This is a genomic window from Microcoleus sp. D2_18a_D3 (assembly GCF_036702455.1).
GTDB lineage: Bacteria > Cyanobacteriota > Cyanobacteriia > Cyanobacteriales > Microcoleaceae > Microcoleus.
On record NZ_JAUBTK010000050.1, the window covers coordinates 15,008 to 33,757 of the forward strand.

Here is an 18,750-nt window from a genome sequence, read left to right on the forward strand (position 1 = left end):
AATAGCTTTTCCGAACCGCCAATAGACAATAAATATGAAATCTAATCAACTCATCCAAATCAGCGGTACACCTGGTCAAATTGTGGGTATTGTTCCCGTTCAAAGTAATGGCACAATTACGGTTAAATTGGCAGGCGAAATGTTACAAATTAGCTCGGAATCTTTTTTCGGATTAGAAACAAAAGAAGTGTTTATTCCGATTGAGGATGTTAGAGCGATTGAAACAGGAGAGGGTTGTACTTGGTGGCTGTTTTGGTTAGGAATTCTAACTCTCAGTATTTTTATCGGTGTTGTCTTTATTATTCTTGCGTTCATTGTCAAACAGCGCTATCTGACTATTTACAGCAGTCGGGTTAATGTGATAGTATTTCACAGGAAGGGAGAAAAAGTGGCTCAGTTTAGAACTGGTGTTTTAGAGGCTCGCTATTCTAAGTCTCTGGCGATCGCTAAACCGCCAATGCCACCACCGCCATCGCGTCCTTTGAATATTTGAGTCAAGAGAGTAGATATCATATCAAATCCGCGCTTGATCGTCGGGCGTAAAATCGAGTCAACATTCAAAACTCAACCATCATTGAGTTTTGCGACATCGAGTTAACAGTTAACAATTAACAGTCAACTATTATGAGGAGTGCACCCGGAATTGATATCATAATCCAAATCTCCTGAGTTTATGGTGCTCAGCAAAATAAAAATTATCGTGGTGCGGGCCCCCTATCCCGGATGAGGAAGACGCTTATATAGCAATCCTAAATGAGTCGTAATTTTTTTAAGCCCACCCCAACCCTCCCCTTGGTAAGGGGAGGGAGTAAGAAATTCACAAATGATTTAGGATTGCTATACTATCATTTCTACAACAAATCCAGGAGAGCCAATCTTTTATAAGAAACCGGATTTTTTAGGGTAAGTCTTATTTAAGTTAACAAAAGCACGGCTGCTGTTGCTAGCAGTAGCAGAATTCCGGCTGCACCGGCTAGGGGTTTTGCTGCTATTCCTGTAATCCATTCTGGTACGCTAGAAGTAGGTTTAATTGCGCCTTCTGTATCTACAGTAGTTATACCCCAAATCCAAGCTGCGTGAATGCCGATCGCCAATCCTAAACTGCCATTGTCGGCGATGCGGGCTAATGTTAAAACCATCCCCATCAGCCACAATCCGGGTAGTTGCGGTAGAGTTTCTTTGGCTGCCCAAATTAGGTGGGCGATCGCAAAAATGAAACTGGCGATAGCTGCGGCGATTAGCATTGAGTAATCTTGCTGGAGGATTGTTTGCAAGCAGCCACGAAAGATTAACTCTTCTGTGGCGCTTATCCACAGTCCTAATAACAGAGTCAGCAGACTAGCAGGGTTAAAAATTAAAGTCCAAAAATTAAATTTTTTTTCGCCTGTTTCGGTAGAACTTTCGCCGCTTTTTAGCTCGATCCAGCCGGCGGTTAATTGCAGACCGAATAAAATTACTAAGCTGATTATTCCTAATCCTAATCCCCGCAGTAATGACATCAAAACTGCGGGTTGCCAATCCCAACCCCACTTGGCAAAAGATGTGTTTTCGATCCAACTTGTCGCCCATAAAATGAAGGGGGCAATCACGTAGAGGGAAGCGAGTAAAGGTAGTTTTTTGTTTCCCAGGGGTTGGGGCGGATGCCATTTGAGGGCGATCGCCAGCACGATCGTTGCGGGAAGCCACACAACAATCCAAGTTGAAAAAAAAACAATTACTTTGAGAATTGCTGGTATTGACTGCGACATCAATCGCAGGTTGTTTAGGTGATGCCACATTTTAATAACTAATAACAACTGCCAACTGCCAACTGCCAACTGACAACTGCCAATTGACTACCGATCGAGCTTGCGCTGAATTTGCCTCAAAGACTGGTACATTTCCGGCAAACGGTTGTATACGGCTGCGGCTTTGAGAAATAGTTTGTGGGGAATTGCTGGAACGCCCGTCACGATCGCACCTGCGGGCACGTCGGTGTGAATTCCGGCTTTAGCAGTGGCGATCGCCCCATCTCCAATTTTGGCTTGATTGGCAATTCCCACTTGACCTGCCAAAATTACATTGTTGCCAATTTTTACTCCGCCGGCCATGCCAACGTGAGCAGCAAAGGCGCAATTTTTTCCTACTTGACAGCCATGACCTACCTGTACTAAATTGTCGATTTTTGTATTTTGGCCGATGCGGGTTTCTCCGACAGCGGGCCTGTCGATCGTGCTGTTGCAGCCAACCTCAACGCCCTCTTCTAATACCGTGCAGCCAGACTGCTCCATTTTCACCCATCCTGTGGCTGTCGGCACGAACCCAAAACCTTCGGAACCGATCGCCGCACCGCTGTGAATCACGCAATTTGCCCCGATGCGAGTACGTTCGTGGATGACACAATTAGCGTGTAAAACAGTGCCTTCGCCTATTTCCGCATCTGGGTAAATTACGACATTTGGATGAATGCAAACGTTGCTGCCAATTTTTACTTTTGCTTGAATAACGACGTGGGGGCCGATATAGACATTTTCACCAATTTCTGCTGAGGGGTGAACGACGGCTGAGGGATGAATTTCGGATGCTGGGCGAAACGGTTGATAGAAAATGGCGATCGTTTCAGCAAACAGCAATCGCGGATCGGGTGCGGCAACCCAAGCAATGTTGCGATCGTCACATTGAGCTTGGAGGCTTTCATCTAAGGGCAAAATTAAAGCCGAAGCATTTGTAGTGGCTGTATGAGGGGCAAATTTAGCACCTTCTATGTAACTGATAGTACCGGGTGCAGCTTCATCGACTGGGGCCGCGCCTGTAATTTCTGGATCGGTAGCAACCGACGCTGTGAGGGTGCGACTGGTGGCTAAATTAAGTCTTCGTACTATTTCGCTAAACTTCATCTATAAAAATTTGTTGTTAATACGGATTGACCATAGTTAAAATTACCAGCTTTGGAGCACGATCTGAGCAGTTGCCATGGAAAAAACAAAAACCCCGATTTCTTGAAGAAGTCGGGGTTGTAGCGCTCTATTATTTTTGGCAATTATTGTACAGAAACTGCATCTACGTCAACTGTGCTGCCTTTGGCTTCAGAAGGGCTGCCGGTGGCTTCGGATGCTGAGGCTGTCTGTGTTTGGCGGGATTTAAAGTAGTCGATCGCCATTTGGGATACTTCGGAAATCAGCAAGACAGCAATTGCCACATCGTCAATTTGTCCGATGACGGGGAGAAAGTCTGGGGCAATGTCGATCGGGCTTACCAGATATGCCAGGGTTCCCAGAATAATCCACCAGCGGTATTTGGGGTTGCGGAGGGTGTCGCGGTACCAGTTGTAAACAGATTGTATAGAAAAGTTCATGCGGTTGTCCTCTACTTATATTTTCAATCTTGACAAATTGTCGCTCGAAATGCTTGTGGAGATATCCCCCCTAGGGTTGGCAAGAGACTTCTACCTGGGAGTATAGGGAATTGGGGAGGGAGAAGTTGTCTAGCTGTGTCGGAAGGGCGGGGACTCTTGGCAATGCCCCTACGGAAACCTGACTGATGAAAGCCGATAGAATTTATCTGCGTATTCCAGGTTTATGAAGTACACTCCAGAAACCGGGTTTCTTTACAGTTCTCGCGTCTGGTACTAATTCTGTTGCTAGAAACCCGGTTTCTTGCGCTCTACATCTACATGGAATATGCTGTATCTGTGTTTATCTGCTGTTTAAAACCATCTTCATCTATTACTTGTATATCGTGATTAAAGCAAGTTACTCAAATTGGGATTTTTTAACCGCCGATGTCAGCAGATAAACACAGATGAACGCTGATGAGATTCATTTTTGTTTATCTGCTGTTTAAAAAAATCTTCATATCTCTGACTCACGAATTTTGAAAGATCCATTTTTGGTCGCCGATCGCAATTTCGCAGCCATTTGGCAGCCAAAAAGGCTCGTTAGCAGCCAGCCTCTGCCCACCCACAAAAGTGCCGTTGGAACTGCCGCTATCGACAAGCTGATACCGCTGTTTGCCAAGTTCGTCAGTGGCCCGGCGGATTTGAGCGTGGTAGCGCGAACTTTGCGGATCTTGTAATACTAAAGTGTTGGTTGGTTCGCGTCCAATTGTAAAGGGATTGGCTGTTAGGGCGATCGCTTCTCCAGAAAGTTTGTAGATTAAATATGCGGTTGTTTTGCGATCGCTGCTTGCGAGTACGGTTGGTGCAAGTTGGGGAGGATTTCTCCCTGGTGGGAGGCTGTTTTGAGCAAGTTGTTGTGTTAGTTGTTGTAAATCGCGATCGAACCCTGCTGCTGTGTCTGAAGCTGGAAGACTCGCAGGAGAATTACCTGAAATTAAGTTTAACTGCTGTACGGGAGATTGAGGAACAATCGGACGGCCTGCTTCGGCAATTCTCATTTGCAGGGCGGCGGCATTTTCTGCTTCCTGTCGGGCACTCATTCCCTCAACTTGGCGAATAACTCCGTTGGTTTCGGGAAAGCTGACATCGCCAATTCGCACGTCTTCTAAGTTAAAACCTAGGGTATAAAAATCTTGGACGCGATCGAGCAAATTTTGGCGCAGCAACAGCCGTCCTTGACTGATAAGCTGTTGTAGGGGTATTTGCCCGATCGCTAATCCCATACAATCCTTAACTGCACTTGCTAAAGCACCTATAGGATCGGACAATTCCAAAGCTACTCGTTTCGGATCTATAACTTGATAAATAACAGTCAGGGTGGCATCAATTAAAAATCGATCCTTAGATAAAAAATCTCCGTGCGACTGCACCTCCAAATTGCGGAGTTTGGTGTCTACGAGGACAATTTGAGACTGTTCCAGCAGGGGAAGGGCGAAGCTGAAATGCCGCCCGGATTTCAGGGTACGCACGGCGCGGCCGTTTTTGACCAACAAACCCGTGTAACCCGCCCCTATAAAGTCCATGCTAAACCCGGCCCAGCGTTCTGGAGTTATCGTTTGAATCAGGGGAGAAGCGTTGTTCATGGGATGCAGTTGAGGGAGGTTCGATTCTACTTTTAGGGTAACAAATTGCTGGGGGCGAGCGATCGGGCGGTGTGCCGGTTCCGCAACCTCTATTCTATACTTCTGGACTCCCCCCGATTCAGGCCGGACTGGATCTAGCTTGCACCCCAGCAATCCACCATCTGTTTGTACTGCATTCCCACTTTTGCCATCACCCCCCGCCAAGCAATATTTTCACTCACAGAAAGTTCAATATTGCGATTCAGTTTGAGAGATAAAATGTATAGAATACCAAGAATTGAAGTAGAGGGGTACTCGCTTCTAGTTACATTTGAAAAACAATATTTATTCTACTTGTCAAGACTCTTTAACTAAATGGAGATACCTCAGCCTCACCATCTCCACTAGACGGATCTTTACCACTATAATACTTATCTCGGATTATTTTTGGTTCGTAATCTTCAAATAAATCTTCTATACTTCCTTCTAATGCCATTTTATAAGCTTCGCAGAGCATATAATCATTATTATCAACCGACTCGTCACTAATGGCATCCCGCTTATACAACCCCAATATCAGCAAATAGTTTTTCTTTAATCTAGCTGTTGGTACCGGTTCGCTGTGTAAAGCTATCGACACAGCCTCTATGTGACTATCTTGTACAAGATGCTCGCACAGATTACTGTAAGCCAAACACAACCATGTTTCTGTTGCCATAAGTCGCTCTACTAAAGTCCCATTTATGGAATATTCAACCACTTTTTCCCAAGCATACTCATTAATTGTGGGTAAAAAACGTATAGCCCGAAGACTGACAGAGCGTATATATTCGCTCATTTTATGACGGCTGTTTTGATAATATGCTATTACCTCTATAAGCTCAACTAGATAACCTTGTATTGCTAGACTTTCCAAAATTTGTAAGGGGTCGCGCAAAACCCACGGCTTTTCACATAAAATCTCAACAACATCTCTGACTATCTCTGTGAAGCCAAGTATAAGCAACTTATTAACTGCAAAGCGAATGTATGTTTTTAATGTTCTTTGCCTCCGGATGTTTTTACGCTCGCTAGGTACTTTTTTTATTTCTTCTATCTCTTTCAAACTTTCACGAAATAGATTGATTAATTTTGTCCTTAACCTATCTTTTTCTCCTATCCACTCAGAGTTTAACTGTTGGAAATCATACGCCCACTGTCGACTCGACATTTGACGACCCTCCGAAGGCAGAGATGGAAAAGTTAATTCTACTTCTCTTTTTAAATCTTTCCGACGTTTTTTAGTGTTAAATAAATACTTATATATTCTTCTGCTCACATCGGGGACTTTGATGTAAATATTGATAGAACACAGACACTCTTGATATTGCTCGATTAGGTGTCCCCAGAGATAGTCATTATTTCTATAAGCTCCTGCGAACTCCTTGCGGTACTGAGAGTTGCCAATCCATAAGCCGTTCATTACTAGATCAAATTCTTGGCTAAACTGCTTAAATAAATCATCTTCTTTAATGCTTTCCACAAAATCTGAAACTCGATCGTATATTTCTGTCTTCTCCTTATTAAGATTCAAATTTAGTTTTTCTAATTCTTGATTAAGTGTGTCTAAAACAGCGGTGACATCATCTGCATCTGGCACAAATAGGATCATGTCATCCATGTATCTCGAAAACAGCACCTTCCACTCATTATCACTAGGTTGAGTACCAAATCTTAGATCGAGTTGTTTTAAATAGAGGTTAGCGTAAAATGCAGAACCAATACTTCCCTGAGTAATACCGTAACCCACTTGCTGCTCATCCAATTCCTTTGAAAGTAATATTTTAAGTAACCAACGGATACGCTCGCTTTCCGTTAAATCCTTTGTTAACTCAAGTAAACTATCTTGTACAATTCTTGTATAGTAAGATTCAATGTCAACACGCATTACTACACCATTTTCGTATTTTTGTGCGTTCATTCGGAGGTCTGAAAGAAAAAGGCTATATGCAGTAAACCAATTTTCATAGAGATATTCAGTTTCACGTTCTCGTTGTGCTGGTAAACGATAAGCATAGCTATTTCCTTGTAAGCGCGATGCTTTTCCTCCTAATTTTTGAATAATGGCTGTTGACAGAATTTCAACTTCCATTCTTGATAAACCTTTAGGACGGGTACTTGATGAACTTTTTACAAAATTATAGGGAATATAGTCTTCTTTATGTGCTTCTTCTTGTACGTAAGCAATTAGTTGTTTTTGTAGTCGCTCGATGTTATCTTCGAGATTTATTTCAAATAGGCGGATCTCCACTTCATCAAAAAGTGATTCTTCAAAAAGATATTTGCGGGTACACACCCAAGCCCGTTCTATATTTTCTGTACTTATAACTTCATGCCAGTCGTTATCTTGGTGCAACTTGGCACTGGTGATATTGCTAACGTCCACATGAAAATTTGAGTAATATTTATTATTTTTTCTTATATCTTTCCAATAACTGCCAATAGGGTTTTCATAGTAAACTCTATAAATCTGTTGAATAAGTGAATTGGAGTCTACATTATGATGACTGCTTTTAAATCCTTGAGCAAGTGCATCTGACATTTCTTGAACAGGCAATCTGTCTGCATCAGTACCAATCGTAATTACAGAGAGACGATCGATTGGAACTTCTTCAAATAACAGTTTATAGGCGAGGGCGTATTCTTCGCTGTACTTAGCATAATTACCAACAATTAAATCTGAATCTATGCCTCCTAATTCTTTTAAGTCCTCATATTCTTGCTGTTCACGTTTGTGCTGACTGCTAAGCAAATCTACAACTGTAGAATGAATCATTAAAACGTGACACAAAAATGGTTGCTGCCATTGCTCCCGCTTTTTTGACAAACAGCGTATTGCAGGAATTACAGCCTCTCCAATACTTTTGGGCAATGTATGGAATTCCAAATTAATTTGTGATGAAACAACTTTAGGTTGTACTTGGGTAATTAACTTGTTATATATTGCCAAAGTCCATTTATTAACATCTATACCTAAACAATAAATATTGACTGGATGGGTGATTTTTTCTTGTTTTTTTAAACGTAAAATTATTTCTACAAAAGCAATCGAAGCCGCGCCAGCACCACACCCAACATCCACAAGGCAAATATTCCGATTCTGGTCAAGCCAAGTCAGCAACTTTTCGGGAGTAATAATATTTTCTAGAGTATGGATGACTTTAAAATAGTGTGTGGGAAAATAAAGGCTATATTGAGCTGCCGCACTTTTGAAAGGTTCTTTATTATCATCACACTGCTTGTAAGAGCTTATATTTTGATATCCATTGACTTCGGGTTTAGTTGCAAGCCATTGATGTACAGCGGTATAGGCATCTGCAATATAAGGATGAAAAGAACGATGGTTTTGCATTTGTTGATTTTTTTGTCAAAGGTGCGATATAATAATTGTAGGTGTCAAGCGCATAAGTCCAATGAAAATTATCAGTGCCAGTCGTCGAACTGATATTCCCGCCTTCTACTCGAAGTGGTTTCTCAACCGCATTCGAGCAGGTTTTTGCCATTGGTTAAACCCATTTAGCAGGCAAGTTTACCGCGTTTCACTTCAACCGGAAGACTGCTTAGCTATTGTGTTTTGGACTCGCAATCCCAAGCCTTTGCTGCCACACCTAGATTTTCTGACCGATCGCGGTTACTGCTTCTATTTTCATTTCACCATGATTGGTTATCCAAAAGCAATAGAGGGCAGCAATCCGCCTCTTGCGGTATCGATCGATACTTTTAAGCAAGTTTCACAGCGTCTTTCTGCCGATCGAGTCCAGTGGCGATATGACCCCATCGTACTTAGCGATTTGACTCCACCTTCTTTCCATCTAGAGCAGTTTGACTTCCTCAGTCGCCACCTGGAAGGCTACACTCGGCGCTGTTACTTTTCTTTTGTCGATTTCTACGGCAAAACAGAGCGCAACTTAGGGAAAGTGGCACAAAAGTACAACGTAAAGTTCGATCGCCCCTGTCTAGAGGAGAAACGCCAACTGCTTCAGCAATTACATGATATTGCCGCTGCACGGGGAATTAAGTTGTATTCGTGCTGTGATGATAATCTGGCAGGAGAAAGTATTGAAAAAGCCCACTGCATTGATATTGATATAGTTAGGATGCTGCGACCTGATAGAGAAAGTCGTCTCAAGGCTGCTCCTACTCGACAGGATTGCGGTTGTGTTGAGTCCGTGGATATCGGTGCTTATGAAACCTGCGTTTTTGGATGTAGCTATTGCTATGCTACGAATAGTCGCGACACCGCATTGAAACGGATGCGCGACCACGACCCAGATGATTCAATACTTTGGCGACCCCCAACATTACAAGGGGTTGACCTAATCACACAAGAACACCGCAAGAAAGAGAAAACATCTGTTGTACAGTTACCCGTGGCTATTCAAGGAACACTCTTTGAGTAAAAGCTGTGAACCGATCAAAATCTCATGAAGCAGGCTCACGCCCCTAACCCAAAAGACAAATACCTAATCTTCATCCCCTGTCGAATTAATCGGGCCAAAATCATCAGGAACCTCCTCAAAAGATTGAATCTGCAATACCCGCATCATGACTTTCCACTGACGGGGTGTTGGTTTTGCTTCGGTTTCACCCGAAACCCAACGCTGATAAGTACGCAGCGGAATCCCGCAATGCACCGCAAATTCAGCCTGAGATAGCTTTGTTCGCTCAATCCTCAAAGCCTCGATCGGTGATGCACTCTCTTGGGGTCTTGTGTCTTTTTTCATTAAAATATTGGCGCGTCATATTGACGTACCGCCAAAAACAAGTTTATCATCTCAGGTACGCTTTGATGCAGTGATTGCAGCACTGCAGCAAAACGATTTCCCCAATGTTGTCAACTCAACACTCGGAGTAATAACAATAATGCCAAAAAACCCAGCTTGGTTGCGTTATGACCCAGACGAGAATATTTCTCGTCACGCAGCCACCGATGATGAATACTGCTACGAAATGGAAACTAAATATGGATGGACACTCAAGAGGATAGAAAAACTTAAGGGTGACACCTTGAAAGCCGATTGCGTGTTCGATGGTAAAACAGAATTTCCTAAGCCATTTCACGAACAGGATGATGACGATGCGTAAATACATTGTTTTTAGAGCCGAAGGGCGGCAACCGGGATGGGAAGATCGAATGCTATCCCACACTCATTCTCTGACTCGCATCCTTGCTGAATACTTCGATTCCTCCGATCGCCCGATCCCGCAACCAGGATACAGGCCAACCGAGTTTGTCAGGGTTGAAGCAGAACACGAACCCAATTTCCACGGTTGGAGTACCCATTACAAAACAGGTGATTGGGAAGTTGCTAGAGTCGAAACCTACACCCCCAACCTTCCTGAAAGTGGTTCGAGCGAATTCGGCATGGTGGTTATCTGCTATTGTCGCTACAATCCGATCGATGCAGCGCTCAAACCAATGCCCGATCGTCAGGTTTCGATCGATGGATTCGGTGGCGACAGGGAAGCCTACGAACGTTGGCTAGAATCTCAAAAAGACCGACAAGCTGCTGAGGTATAGCGAGGTAAATTTAAGCGCGATCGCTATTCGATAGACTTGCGAAAATCAAGCTTAGGGCGATCGCCTACAATAGAATCAACACCCCTCCTCTCAAACACCATGCAAATTGTTTTGCCTCCTGAAGTCGAAGCCCTCGTGCAGCGCCAACTCACCAGCGGCAAATACAACAGCGCGATCGACGTTATCCTTGCAGCCATTAAACTACTCGAACAACAGCAAGACATTTATCAAGGACGACTGCAAGAACTCCAACAAGACGCACTGATTGGTCAGCAAGCATCCCAATGCGGTGAAGTCGTAGACGGTGCAACCGCAATGGCACAAATTCGAGCTAATTTGCGTAGGCGTAGCCAGCCGTAGGCATCGCGCTACAGTTCAAAAGAAACATGAGTCCCAAATTTCGCCTCACTCAACCCGCAATTCAAGACATCGAGCAAATTGCAGACTACATCGCCAGTCGATCGGGACTCGATCGAGCCGATCGCTTTTTAAGCAATCTTGACGCTAAATTCGCCAAAATTGCTCAATTTCCCAATATTGGACGACAAAGAGACGAAATTTTACCATTGCTTCGCAGTCTCTCCATAGACAACTATCTCATCCTCTATATGCCGATCGGACAAAATGTAGAAATCTTTCGAGTTGTCAGTGGTTATCGAGATTTATCCGCCCTCTTCGCCGATGCTGATGATTGAATTTAATATATCAATGGATGAAAAGGAGGAGGGAAAGCCTCAATAACCTTCATTAAAAAAACGCCATCGCCCTTGTGACAAGACATTATAAGGGCGATCGCAACAGCCTAAGCAACACCATAGCTCGTAAACTGCCTTGCATAGGGAGGCTGAAGCCCCAAAACAATATCCTCCCGCGCCACACCCATCAGCACTAACTCCTCAGCAATCAGTTCATCGGTTTGATTGCGTTGAATCCAGACTTTTTCATTTCGGATATCTAAGTGGAGCGGGCAACTATAAATCCGATTGTGACCGTCCCAACCTAAGTCTACTATTTGATAATGGTCATGTTCGGTGTCAAATAATACCTGAATTTCACTGCCGTCATTGATAGGTTTAGTCTTGCTATATTCCATCAGGAAAGTGCGAACAATCTGCCGATATTTAGTTAATCGATCCATTCCACAATCACCTCATTCGTGGGGTCGTATACCAACAACTTCAAATCATACTCAGCTATCGCCGCTTGGGGCAAAGCACGAGAGAAAAATGAATTATAGGCAGCGATGGGAACTGCCAAATAGAGCGATCGATCTGGCTCCAAATTTCTGAGTGCTAGTCGATAATTCAAAAATTGACCGAGGGCTAGGTGGAAATCAAACATAGCTGATTCACTCAGAAAGCTTTTAACCTCCACCGCAATCTTCTGCACACCTCGCTCTGCGGCTAAAAGCTGTTCCGCCCCCAAGTCAATCCTGAGCCGATCGTCTTCGCTAAACTTTAGCCTCAGCGGATCGTGAGTAATCACCCAATTATCCTTCATGAGAGCGGATTTCACAGACTCATGGAAAACATCCCTAGCCGACATAGACTTTACTCAAAGACCTACTTTCCATTCTCTCCAAACCCACGCACTTAAAAACTTAGCACTAATAGTATTATAACACTCAACCAAAATGCCAAGAATCAAATAAGCGCGATCGCGCTTTCATTCCCAAAAACCGATCGCCCTTTCATTCACCTGACCAAAAACGCCACACACTCAACATGAGAAGTCTGAGGAAAGAAATCCGCCGGCTGCACTCGCGCTAACTTATAATCCCCATTTTCGCACAAAATCTTCAGGTCGCGAGCCAAAGTAGCAGGCTTGCAGCTAACATAAACAATGCGATTTGGTTTGATTTCCTTGATAGCTTCTAAAACCGCGCGATCGCAACCTTTCCTCGGCGGATCTAACAGCACAATATCCGGTGTCAATCCCAAGGAAGGCAGCAAACTCTCTACAGTTCCCGCCTGAAAATCGACATTTCTCACGTCATTTAACTCAGCATTTAATTGGGCTTGTTCGATCGCCGCCGGTTGCACTTCTAAACCAATGGCTATTTTTACTTGTTTTGCCAGGGGTAAAGTAAAAGTACCAATTCCGCAGTAAGCGTCAACCAAAACCTCGTTTCCCTGCAAATTCAATTCGCCTACAATTACCTCTAACAAAGCTTCAGCAGCCTCAGTATTGACCTGGAAAAAAGTATCAGCCCTTAGCTGAAAATTCATCCCAGCAAAGCTTTCTCGCAGATAAGAACGGCCCGCAATGCAGCGAGTTTCGGTACCAAAAATCACATTAGTTTGAGCGGGATTTATATTCAAACAAACCCCTGCCAGTTGAGGATATTGTTTCAGCCACTCTGATGCTTGCTCTTCGAGTCCCGGCAACTCTCCAGTGCGAACTATTAAAGTTAGCAGCATCTCGCCAGTGCGCCGTCCGATCCGCAAGGACAAGTGACGCAATTCTCCTGTATGTTTCTTTTCGTCGTAGACTGGCCAATCGCGCCAGTGGATGTCTTCTTTGACTTCCTTTAACAAAGGATTGAGGCGCGGGTCTTGCACCGGACACTGATTGAGATTGACTAATTTGTGGGTGCTTTTTTGATAGTAACCTGCTTGGACTTGACCTGTTGCCGATATTGCCACGGGATAAGTCGCTTTGTTGCGGTATCCCAAAAATTGGGGAAATCCCTCGATTTTTCCAGTTAAAATTTCATCAACTTGCAGATTGCTAAATCCGCCAATCCTTTCTAAGGCTTGAATGATTTGATTTTGCTTGGCTGCAAGCTGATATTGATAATCTACGTGCTGCCACTGACAGCCACCGCACTTGTCGGCGACAATGCAGTTAGCTCGAATGCGGTGTTCCGAGGCTTCCAGAAGTGTGTCCAGCTTGCCTGTAGCATAGGTGGATTTGACTTGCACGAGGCGGACAAGGACTCGATCGCCCGTCACGGTATCGGGCACAAACACTACTAACTCACCAAAACGACCAACTCCGTCGCCGGTGTCTGTCAAGTCGGTAATCTCTATCTCAATCAGTTGACCTTGCTGGCAAGGGTTTGCCAATTTCGTCGAGTTTGGGGTCGGGAATTTAGATTTGGTCACAAGTAGTCGTGGTAGGATTTAATATGGTAATGCAATATCGCTCTCTCTTTCCTGAGATAAGTCGTAGCGAAGCGGGGCTCCATCCATCGCACTCAAGCTCAATAGCAGGCTGTATTCCTGCTGCTGAACGTCTTGCTGCTAAAGCCGAGCTTCAACCTGCAAGTCAAGCCTGCCGTGAGTTGTCTCGATCGATCCTGTGCGATATGCTGTTGGGGCGAGGTAGCAAAAACTCGTTAAACAGTCAAAGTGTCTGCCGACATCAAAACTCTTACTCGCAGTTTTTGAGTTTTTCCCGCAGTACCCTGGAACACAGGGAAACTGGCTTGAACATCAAGCATAACGTTTGCGGAGATTTACCCGCTACTTCTAATGTTGATAAATGTTAGAAGCAAAGTAAATCGCCCAACCAAGAATCTCATCTTTAACGGATGAGAATGTCAATTAATCTTACTCTCAAATATCCTCAATTCTTTTGAATAACAATGAGCGTAGTTAGCCAACTAATTCTCCAAGCCGACGACGAACTTCGCTATCCCAGTACCGGCGAACTTCAAAGCATCAAAGATTTTTTTAAAACCGGAGAACAGCGGGTGCGTATTGCTACTGCGCTGTCTGACAGTGAGAAAAAAATTGTTGAAGAAGCTAGCAAAAAACTCTGGAAAAAACGCCCTGACTTTATCTCCCCCGGAGGTAATGCTTACGGCCAGCGCGAACGGGCTTTGTGTCTGCGCGACTACGGCTGGTACTTGCGCCTGATTACCTACGGTATCTTGGCGGGTGACAAGGAGCCGATCGAAAGCATCGGTTTGATTGGCGTTCGGGAAATGTATAATTCTCTGGGCGTTCCTGTTCCTGGCATGGTCGAAGCTATCCGCTGTTTGAAGGAAGCTTCTTTGGCTTTGCTCAATCAGGAGGATGCTAAGGAAGCAGCTCCTTATTTTGATTATATCGCTCAAGCAATGTCTTAATTGCTTTGGTGATTGCTTTCATGAATGTGGCGGAGCATTCGCGGGTGATTTTTGGGGTGATTTTATCTCGCAATTGCTCGCAAATGTTTCGCTTCTGTTTTTTGGCAAGGAAATCTGCCTCATTTCTGCTAGGAAGCCATGCTGTTTAAGCTTTCCCAGATGTTGAGTTCGTCTTGTTTTTCAATGCACATTTGATTTAAAAAGTCAAGTGTTTTTGGGATAAATTGTTTTTTGAATTTCCGGCTGTCGTAGTGAATGGATGTTTTGATCTGCGAGAGTTCGGAAAGGCTGGGGCAGGTTTGGATATGATGGGCGATCGCATTTTGCCATTCTTCCAGCCTGCGGTACGAGATAAATTGTCCGCCTCTGTCCCGCCGATGCACAAAAACCACGAAAGCCCAAGATTCGACTCGCTTAATTTGATTTTGGCTGATTTTGAGCAGTTGGGCGATCGACCTGACGGTGATGCGGAGCTTTTTCGAGGGTTGGATGCGGCGAAATAGTGCTGTCATGGCTGTATACTCAGGGCTTGAGAGGCAAGTTCTGTTTAGAGTCAATTACATATTACTATATCAGACTCTTATTGCACAAGTGCAAGAAAACTTAATTTAAACTTCTTAAGCTCAGATGTTGCTCGTGAACCCTCAATCATTGATGCTGTGCTAGTTTGAGAGTTAACGTAGGTGGGAAAAATGTCAGGACTCTCTAACAAGGCTGTGGTAGACAAAGAGCAGGAATTGCGTCCCGTTCGCTTCACTGAAACGGGGCGGATGCGTTTGGGGAAGATTTTAAAAGCAGCAAGACAGACAACAGGCTGGTCTGTCAGCGAAACAGAGTTCAAAACTAAGGGATATGAAGAGGCGCTGTTCACAGCTACAAATCAACCCGTACCTAAAGATGTGGGTATCAGTGCGGCAACAGTCAACCGTTACGAACGCGGGAAGCTGGATAATTTGGATTGGCGATCGCTCTCTCTGTTATGCTTTGTGCTCAAGCCGATCGATCCGGTGACAGGGGAAGCCCTGGAACCGACAAATGCGCTTTATATCGCCTGCGAACATCCGCCGTACAATGACGCGAAGCTTTATGAGTAGTTGATTGCTGATATTTAGTTAGATTGGGAGTTTTTAACCGCAGATGTCAATAGATGAACGCAGATGAACGCGGATGGGATTTTATCTGTGTTTATCTGCGGTGATTGATTACTCAGCGCCCTTTTGTTTAGCTATTAAAGCTTTAGCTTGCTGCCACAGAGATTCTAACTCTTCTGGGGCATAATCTGACAAAGGTCGATCGCACGCAGCCTCTACCTTCGCAAACCGCTGCACAAACCGATCGTTTGTTCCTTGCAAAGCAGCCGACGGATCTAAACCGTACCAGCGAGCTAATTGAATCAACACAAACATAATATCTCCCAATTCTGACTGCTGCGCTGCCTTATCCTCGTGTTTGAGAGCGTGTTCAAATTCTGCCATTTCTTCGTGAAATTTATCCCAAACGCCGTCTACACTGTCCCAATCAAAACTCACTTCCGCAGCTTTTTGAGAGATTTTCATCCCGGCGGTTATCGGCGGCAAAGTGCTGGCATAACGGCTCATTTTCGAGGCTAAAGTTGCGGGCTTTTCCGAAGTTGTGCCTTTTTCTGCTGCTTTGATTTTTTCCCAGTTTTCGTTGACTTCATCGACGCTGTTGATTTCGACATCGCCGAAGACGTGGGGATGTCGCCGAATTAGTTTTTCTGTTATGCCTGCTGCGATTTCGGCGAAGGTAAACTGATTGGATTCGCTGGCAATTTGAGCTTGCAGAATTACCTGTAACAGTAAGTCGCCCAATTCTTCGACGATCGCATCTTTATCTCCTTTGCGAATCGCGTCGGCGGTTTCATAAGCTTCTTCGATGATGTGAGGAATTAGAGTTTGGGGAGTTTGAGCTAAATCCCAAGGACATCCGCCGTCTGGCGATCGCAATGAGGCCACAACTTCTATAAGTTCTTTGAGTGCTGTGAGCGATCGACTTTCAGAATTAGACATAATAATTTACCTTTTAGATTTGCTGGAAGTGCGGCGGGGAGGTTGGCGTTTGCGCCTCTTAATTGTGCCAGGAGGGCGCAACCCGCTTAATCCTTTCTTTTTGAATCTTTTGTAAGCCGAGCCGCCCCAATCGCTCAGATAATGGCTCATAGCGCCCAATTCTAGACCGATGTAAACGGCTAAAATTTCGATGTGGTGTTCCCAGATCGATCGCCCGTAACTCAAAACCACATCCTGCCAATTCCAGCCGAAGTTTCCGACTTTTTCGGCAATTGCCAATCCCACGATTCCGAGAACCGCGATCCAGATAGCGAGGTACAAGATTCGCAAAGCAGTGCCGATCAGAGGGCCGTGGGACAAAAAAGAACGGTGGCGCAGGCTTTTTTGGTACGGGAGCCAAATCGGTTTGAACCATCCCCAGCGCTGATACTGGCAAGAGTAGATATCCAAGTCGGGGCCAAACATCAGCCCGCCGAATAAGAAGCTGCCGGAAACGAGCAAAGTCAGGTTGCTGCTCTGAGTCTGGCCAAAGGTGAGGGCTGCCACCAAGGGCAAACTCCACATGGTTATTTGATCGTGGGTGCGGCCAGAGGGCATTTAAAGTTTAGGATTTTTTTTACTTGATCTTTCTGAGTTACTGTGATATGATAAATCCCGGTGAGTGCAATTGGGTGATTAGCTCAGTGGTAGAGCGCCTGCTTTACACGCAGGATGCCGTAGGTTCAAATCCTACATTACCCATCCGATAACTCAATATCAACAGTTTCAGCCGTTTTTAGCCGTCAAGCCGAGAACGGCTGTTGCTGTTGAGGGTTGACTGTTGAATTGGGTGACAGAAAACAATGGGATACAAGCCTCCCCCTTTTAGGGGGACTTTCGGTTCTGAATTTCTCCGAAGAGGATTTTGAATAAATGCAGTGCTGTTTGTTCAGACTTGCTCTACAATTGTTTTATGTTAAATCTCACCTACGAGTACAAGCTCATTCCTACCGATACGCAACGCCAAACTTTCGACCAGTGGCTCAATATTTGCCGCAAGGTCTATAACTTTGCATTGCGAGAACGAAAAGATTGGGTTAATTCTCGTAAGTGTGATATCAACTCGTGCAGCATTAAGCAGGAATACATTATCCCGGATGATGCACCGCGTCCAACCTTTGCAGCCCAATGCAAATCATTGGCCCAAGCAAAGAAGTTAATTCCTGAGTTGAAATTGCCTCACACCCATGTCTTGCAGCAGGCGTTGCGCCAATTAGAGGCAGCGTTTGTGGCAATGTGGGAACGAGGACACGGTTTTCCTAGATTTAAAAAGCGGATGCGCTCATTTGTGTTCCCTCAATTGAATCTAGAATCCGTTAAACAGTTTGATGGTGCCGATTGGGTCAACCTGCCCAAGATTGGGTTAGTTAAAATGCACCTGTCGCGTCCAATCCCTCAAGGGTTTGAGGTTAAGCAAATTCGCGTTGTTAAGAGGGCTTCTGGCTACTATGCCATGCTCAGTTTGCAATGTGATATCAAAGTACCTCAAGCCTCACCTTCAGGACATGGATTAGGGATTGATTTAGGGTTAAAACATTTTTTGGCAACTTCTGATGGTGAATTGATTGATAGACCTCGATTCTTTGTGGATGGACAACGCAAGCTGAAATTGCTGCAACGTCAACTCAAGCGCAAGAAAAAAGGCTCTAGAAAGTTTCGTCAAATTCATCACCAAATAGCGAAGCACCACGAATACATCTCGAACAGTCGCAAAGACTTTCATTTCAAGACCGCTCATCATTTATGCAACGCAGCCCACACAGTATTTGCTGAGGATTTGAACCTCAAAGCAATGTCAGCCGGAAGGCTGAGCAAGCACACGCTTGATGCAGGGTTTGGTCAGTTCCTGAATATATTGAGCCATGTTTGCTTTAAGCGAGGTGCATACTTCGCAAAAGTAGACCCCAACGGAACAAGTCAAACCTGCCCATTATGTCAAACCCATACAGGTAAAAAAGAGTTATCCCAACGAGTGCATAAATGTCAAACCTGTGGCTATGAAACAAATCGAGATGTTGCAGCCGCGCAAGTAGTATTGCAGCGTGGATATACAGCGGTTGGGCAAATCGCAGTGAATTTTGGGGAGGGCAAGCTACATGAGTAGTCCC

The 18,750-nt window shown here is 44.6% G+C and carries 22 protein-coding genes and 1 tRNA gene; 11 read left to right on the plus strand and 12 right to left on the minus strand.

The window, feature by feature from the left end; genetic code table 11:
* The first annotated feature begins 34 nt into the window (after positions 1–34).
* On the plus strand, positions 35–493 hold the full coding sequence (locus tag QUB06_RS21430) for a hypothetical protein (RefSeq protein ID WP_333436980.1): 459 nt from the start codon (positions 35–37) through the stop codon (positions 491–493).
* Between the two features lie 421 nt (positions 494–914).
* Here QUB06_RS21430 and QUB06_RS21435 read toward each other — a convergent pair whose 3' ends face one another.
* From QUB06_RS21435 to QUB06_RS21455, 5 genes are all read right to left on the minus strand, one after another.
* Positions 915–1,778: a CPBP family glutamic-type intramembrane protease gene (locus tag QUB06_RS21435; protein ID WP_333436981.1), complete on the minus strand. Its 864-nt coding sequence runs from the start codon at positions 1,776–1,778 to the stop codon at positions 915–917.
* 57 nt (positions 1,779–1,835) lie between these two features.
* Positions 1,836–2,876, minus strand: a complete 1,041-nt coding sequence (gene lpxD / locus QUB06_RS21440) for a UDP-3-O-(3-hydroxymyristoyl)glucosamine N-acyltransferase (RefSeq protein WP_333436982.1) — start codon at positions 2,874–2,876, stop codon at positions 1,836–1,838.
* A 143-nt stretch (positions 2,877–3,019) separates the two neighbouring features.
* On the minus strand, positions 3,020–3,334 hold the full coding sequence (locus QUB06_RS21445) for a YkvA family protein (RefSeq protein ID WP_333436983.1): 315 nt from the start codon (positions 3,332–3,334) through the stop codon (positions 3,020–3,022).
* Between the two features lie 509 nt (positions 3,335–3,843).
* Entirely contained in the window at positions 3,844–5,163 is a 1,320-nt protein-coding gene (locus tag QUB06_RS21450; protein ID WP_333436984.1) for an SPFH domain-containing protein, read from the minus strand.
* Positions 5,164–5,305: 142 nt separating this feature from the next.
* On the minus strand, positions 5,306–8,329 hold the full coding sequence (locus tag QUB06_RS21455) for an RNA-directed DNA polymerase (protein ID WP_333436985.1): 3,024 nt from the start codon (positions 8,327–8,329) through the stop codon (positions 5,306–5,308).
* A 61-nt stretch (positions 8,330–8,390) separates the two neighbouring features.
* Between QUB06_RS21455 and QUB06_RS21460 the strand changes: the two genes are divergently transcribed.
* Entirely contained in the window at positions 8,391–9,377 is a 987-nt protein-coding gene (locus QUB06_RS21460) for a DUF1848 domain-containing protein (RefSeq protein ID WP_333436986.1), read from the plus strand.
* Positions 9,378–9,440: 63 nt separating this feature from the next.
* Here the strand turns inward: QUB06_RS21460 and QUB06_RS21465 are convergent, their stop codons facing one another.
* A complete protein-coding gene (locus tag QUB06_RS21465) occupies positions 9,441–9,701 on the minus strand; it encodes a helix-turn-helix domain-containing protein (protein WP_333436987.1) in 261 nt (86 codons plus the stop codon).
* Positions 9,702–9,708: 7 nt separating this feature from the next.
* On the opposite strand from QUB06_RS21465, the gene QUB06_RS21470 reads away from it, so the two are divergent.
* The 4 genes from QUB06_RS21470 to QUB06_RS21485 all read left to right on the plus strand — a co-directional run bounded on the left by QUB06_RS21470 (position 9,709) and on the right by QUB06_RS21485 (position 11,193).
* Positions 9,709–10,062 carry a hypothetical protein gene (locus QUB06_RS21470; protein ID WP_333436988.1) on the plus strand — a complete coding sequence of 118 codons (354 nt, stop codon included), beginning with the start codon at positions 9,709–9,711 and terminating at the stop codon, positions 10,060–10,062.
* A complete protein-coding gene (locus QUB06_RS21475; protein ID WP_333436989.1) occupies positions 10,055–10,498 on the plus strand; it encodes a hypothetical protein in 444 nt (147 codons plus the stop codon). The genes QUB06_RS21470 and QUB06_RS21475 overlap by 8 nt, the downstream gene beginning before the upstream one ends.
* A 99-nt stretch (positions 10,499–10,597) precedes the next feature.
* Positions 10,598–10,858 (plus strand): type II toxin-antitoxin system ParD family antitoxin, encoded by a 261-nt coding sequence (locus QUB06_RS21480; RefSeq protein WP_333436990.1) that lies wholly within the window; start codon positions 10,598–10,600, stop codon positions 10,856–10,858.
* A 26-nt stretch (positions 10,859–10,884) separates the two neighbouring features.
* Positions 10,885–11,193 carry a type II toxin-antitoxin system RelE/ParE family toxin gene (locus tag QUB06_RS21485; protein ID WP_333204986.1) on the plus strand — a complete coding sequence of 103 codons (309 nt, stop codon included), beginning with the start codon at positions 10,885–10,887 and terminating at the stop codon, positions 11,191–11,193.
* 107 nt (positions 11,194–11,300) lie between these two features.
* On the opposite strand, the gene QUB06_RS21490 is transcribed toward QUB06_RS21485, so the two are convergent.
* The 3 genes from QUB06_RS21490 to rlmD all read right to left on the minus strand — a co-directional run bounded on the left by QUB06_RS21490 (position 11,301) and on the right by rlmD (position 13,605).
* The gene (locus QUB06_RS21490) at positions 11,301–11,636 is read right to left on the minus strand and encodes a XisI protein (protein ID WP_333436991.1); all 336 of its coding nucleotides are present in this window, start codon (positions 11,634–11,636) and stop codon (positions 11,301–11,303) included.
* Positions 11,624–12,043 (minus strand): element excision factor XisH family protein, encoded by a 420-nt coding sequence (locus QUB06_RS21495; RefSeq protein ID WP_333335268.1) that lies wholly within the window; start codon positions 12,041–12,043, stop codon positions 11,624–11,626. Before QUB06_RS21495 ends, QUB06_RS21490 begins: the two co-directional genes overlap by 13 nt.
* Positions 12,044–12,192: 149 nt before the next feature.
* Positions 12,193–13,605 carry a 23S rRNA (uracil(1939)-C(5))-methyltransferase RlmD gene (gene rlmD, locus QUB06_RS21500; protein ID WP_333436992.1) on the minus strand — a complete coding sequence of 471 codons (1,413 nt, stop codon included), beginning with the start codon at positions 13,603–13,605 and terminating at the stop codon, positions 12,193–12,195.
* 23 nt (positions 13,606–13,628) lie between these two features.
* Here rlmD and QUB06_RS21505 point away from each other — a divergent pair, with 23 nt between their 5' ends.
* On the plus strand, positions 13,629–13,991 hold the full coding sequence (locus QUB06_RS21505) for a hypothetical protein (protein ID WP_333436994.1): 363 nt from the start codon (positions 13,629–13,631) through the stop codon (positions 13,989–13,991).
* Positions 13,992–14,087: 96 nt separating this feature from the next.
* On the plus strand, positions 14,088–14,573 hold the full coding sequence (locus QUB06_RS21510) for an allophycocyanin subunit alpha-B (RefSeq protein ID WP_333063958.1): 486 nt from the start codon (positions 14,088–14,090) through the stop codon (positions 14,571–14,573).
* A 128-nt stretch (positions 14,574–14,701) separates the two neighbouring features.
* Here the strand turns inward: QUB06_RS21510 and QUB06_RS21515 are convergent, their stop codons facing one another.
* Positions 14,702–15,085 carry a hypothetical protein gene (locus QUB06_RS21515; RefSeq protein WP_333436995.1) on the minus strand — a complete coding sequence of 128 codons (384 nt, stop codon included), beginning with the start codon at positions 15,083–15,085 and terminating at the stop codon, positions 14,702–14,704.
* 180 nt (positions 15,086–15,265) lie between these two features.
* Here QUB06_RS21515 and QUB06_RS21520 point away from each other — a divergent pair, with 180 nt between their 5' ends.
* On the plus strand, positions 15,266–15,667 hold the full coding sequence (locus tag QUB06_RS21520) for a helix-turn-helix domain-containing protein (RefSeq protein ID WP_172192721.1): 402 nt from the start codon (positions 15,266–15,268) through the stop codon (positions 15,665–15,667).
* A gap of 108 nt (positions 15,668–15,775) precedes the next feature.
* Here the strand turns inward: QUB06_RS21520 and mazG are convergent, their stop codons facing one another.
* Entirely contained in the window at positions 15,776–16,603 is an 828-nt protein-coding gene (gene mazG, locus QUB06_RS21525) for a nucleoside triphosphate pyrophosphohydrolase (protein WP_333436996.1), read from the minus strand.
* Between the two features lie 6 nt (positions 16,604–16,609).
* On the minus strand, positions 16,610–17,200 hold the full coding sequence (locus tag QUB06_RS21530) for a metal-binding protein (protein WP_333436997.1): 591 nt from the start codon (positions 17,198–17,200) through the stop codon (positions 16,610–16,612).
* Between the two features lie 72 nt (positions 17,201–17,272).
* On the opposite strand from QUB06_RS21530, the gene QUB06_RS21535 reads away from it, so the two are divergent.
* Positions 17,273–17,344, plus strand: a tRNA-Val gene (locus QUB06_RS21535).
* Between the two features lie 211 nt (positions 17,345–17,555).
* Entirely contained in the window at positions 17,556–18,746 is a 1,191-nt protein-coding gene (locus QUB06_RS21540) for a transposase (protein ID WP_333436998.1), read from the plus strand.
* Positions 18,747–18,750: the final 4 nt, after the last annotated feature.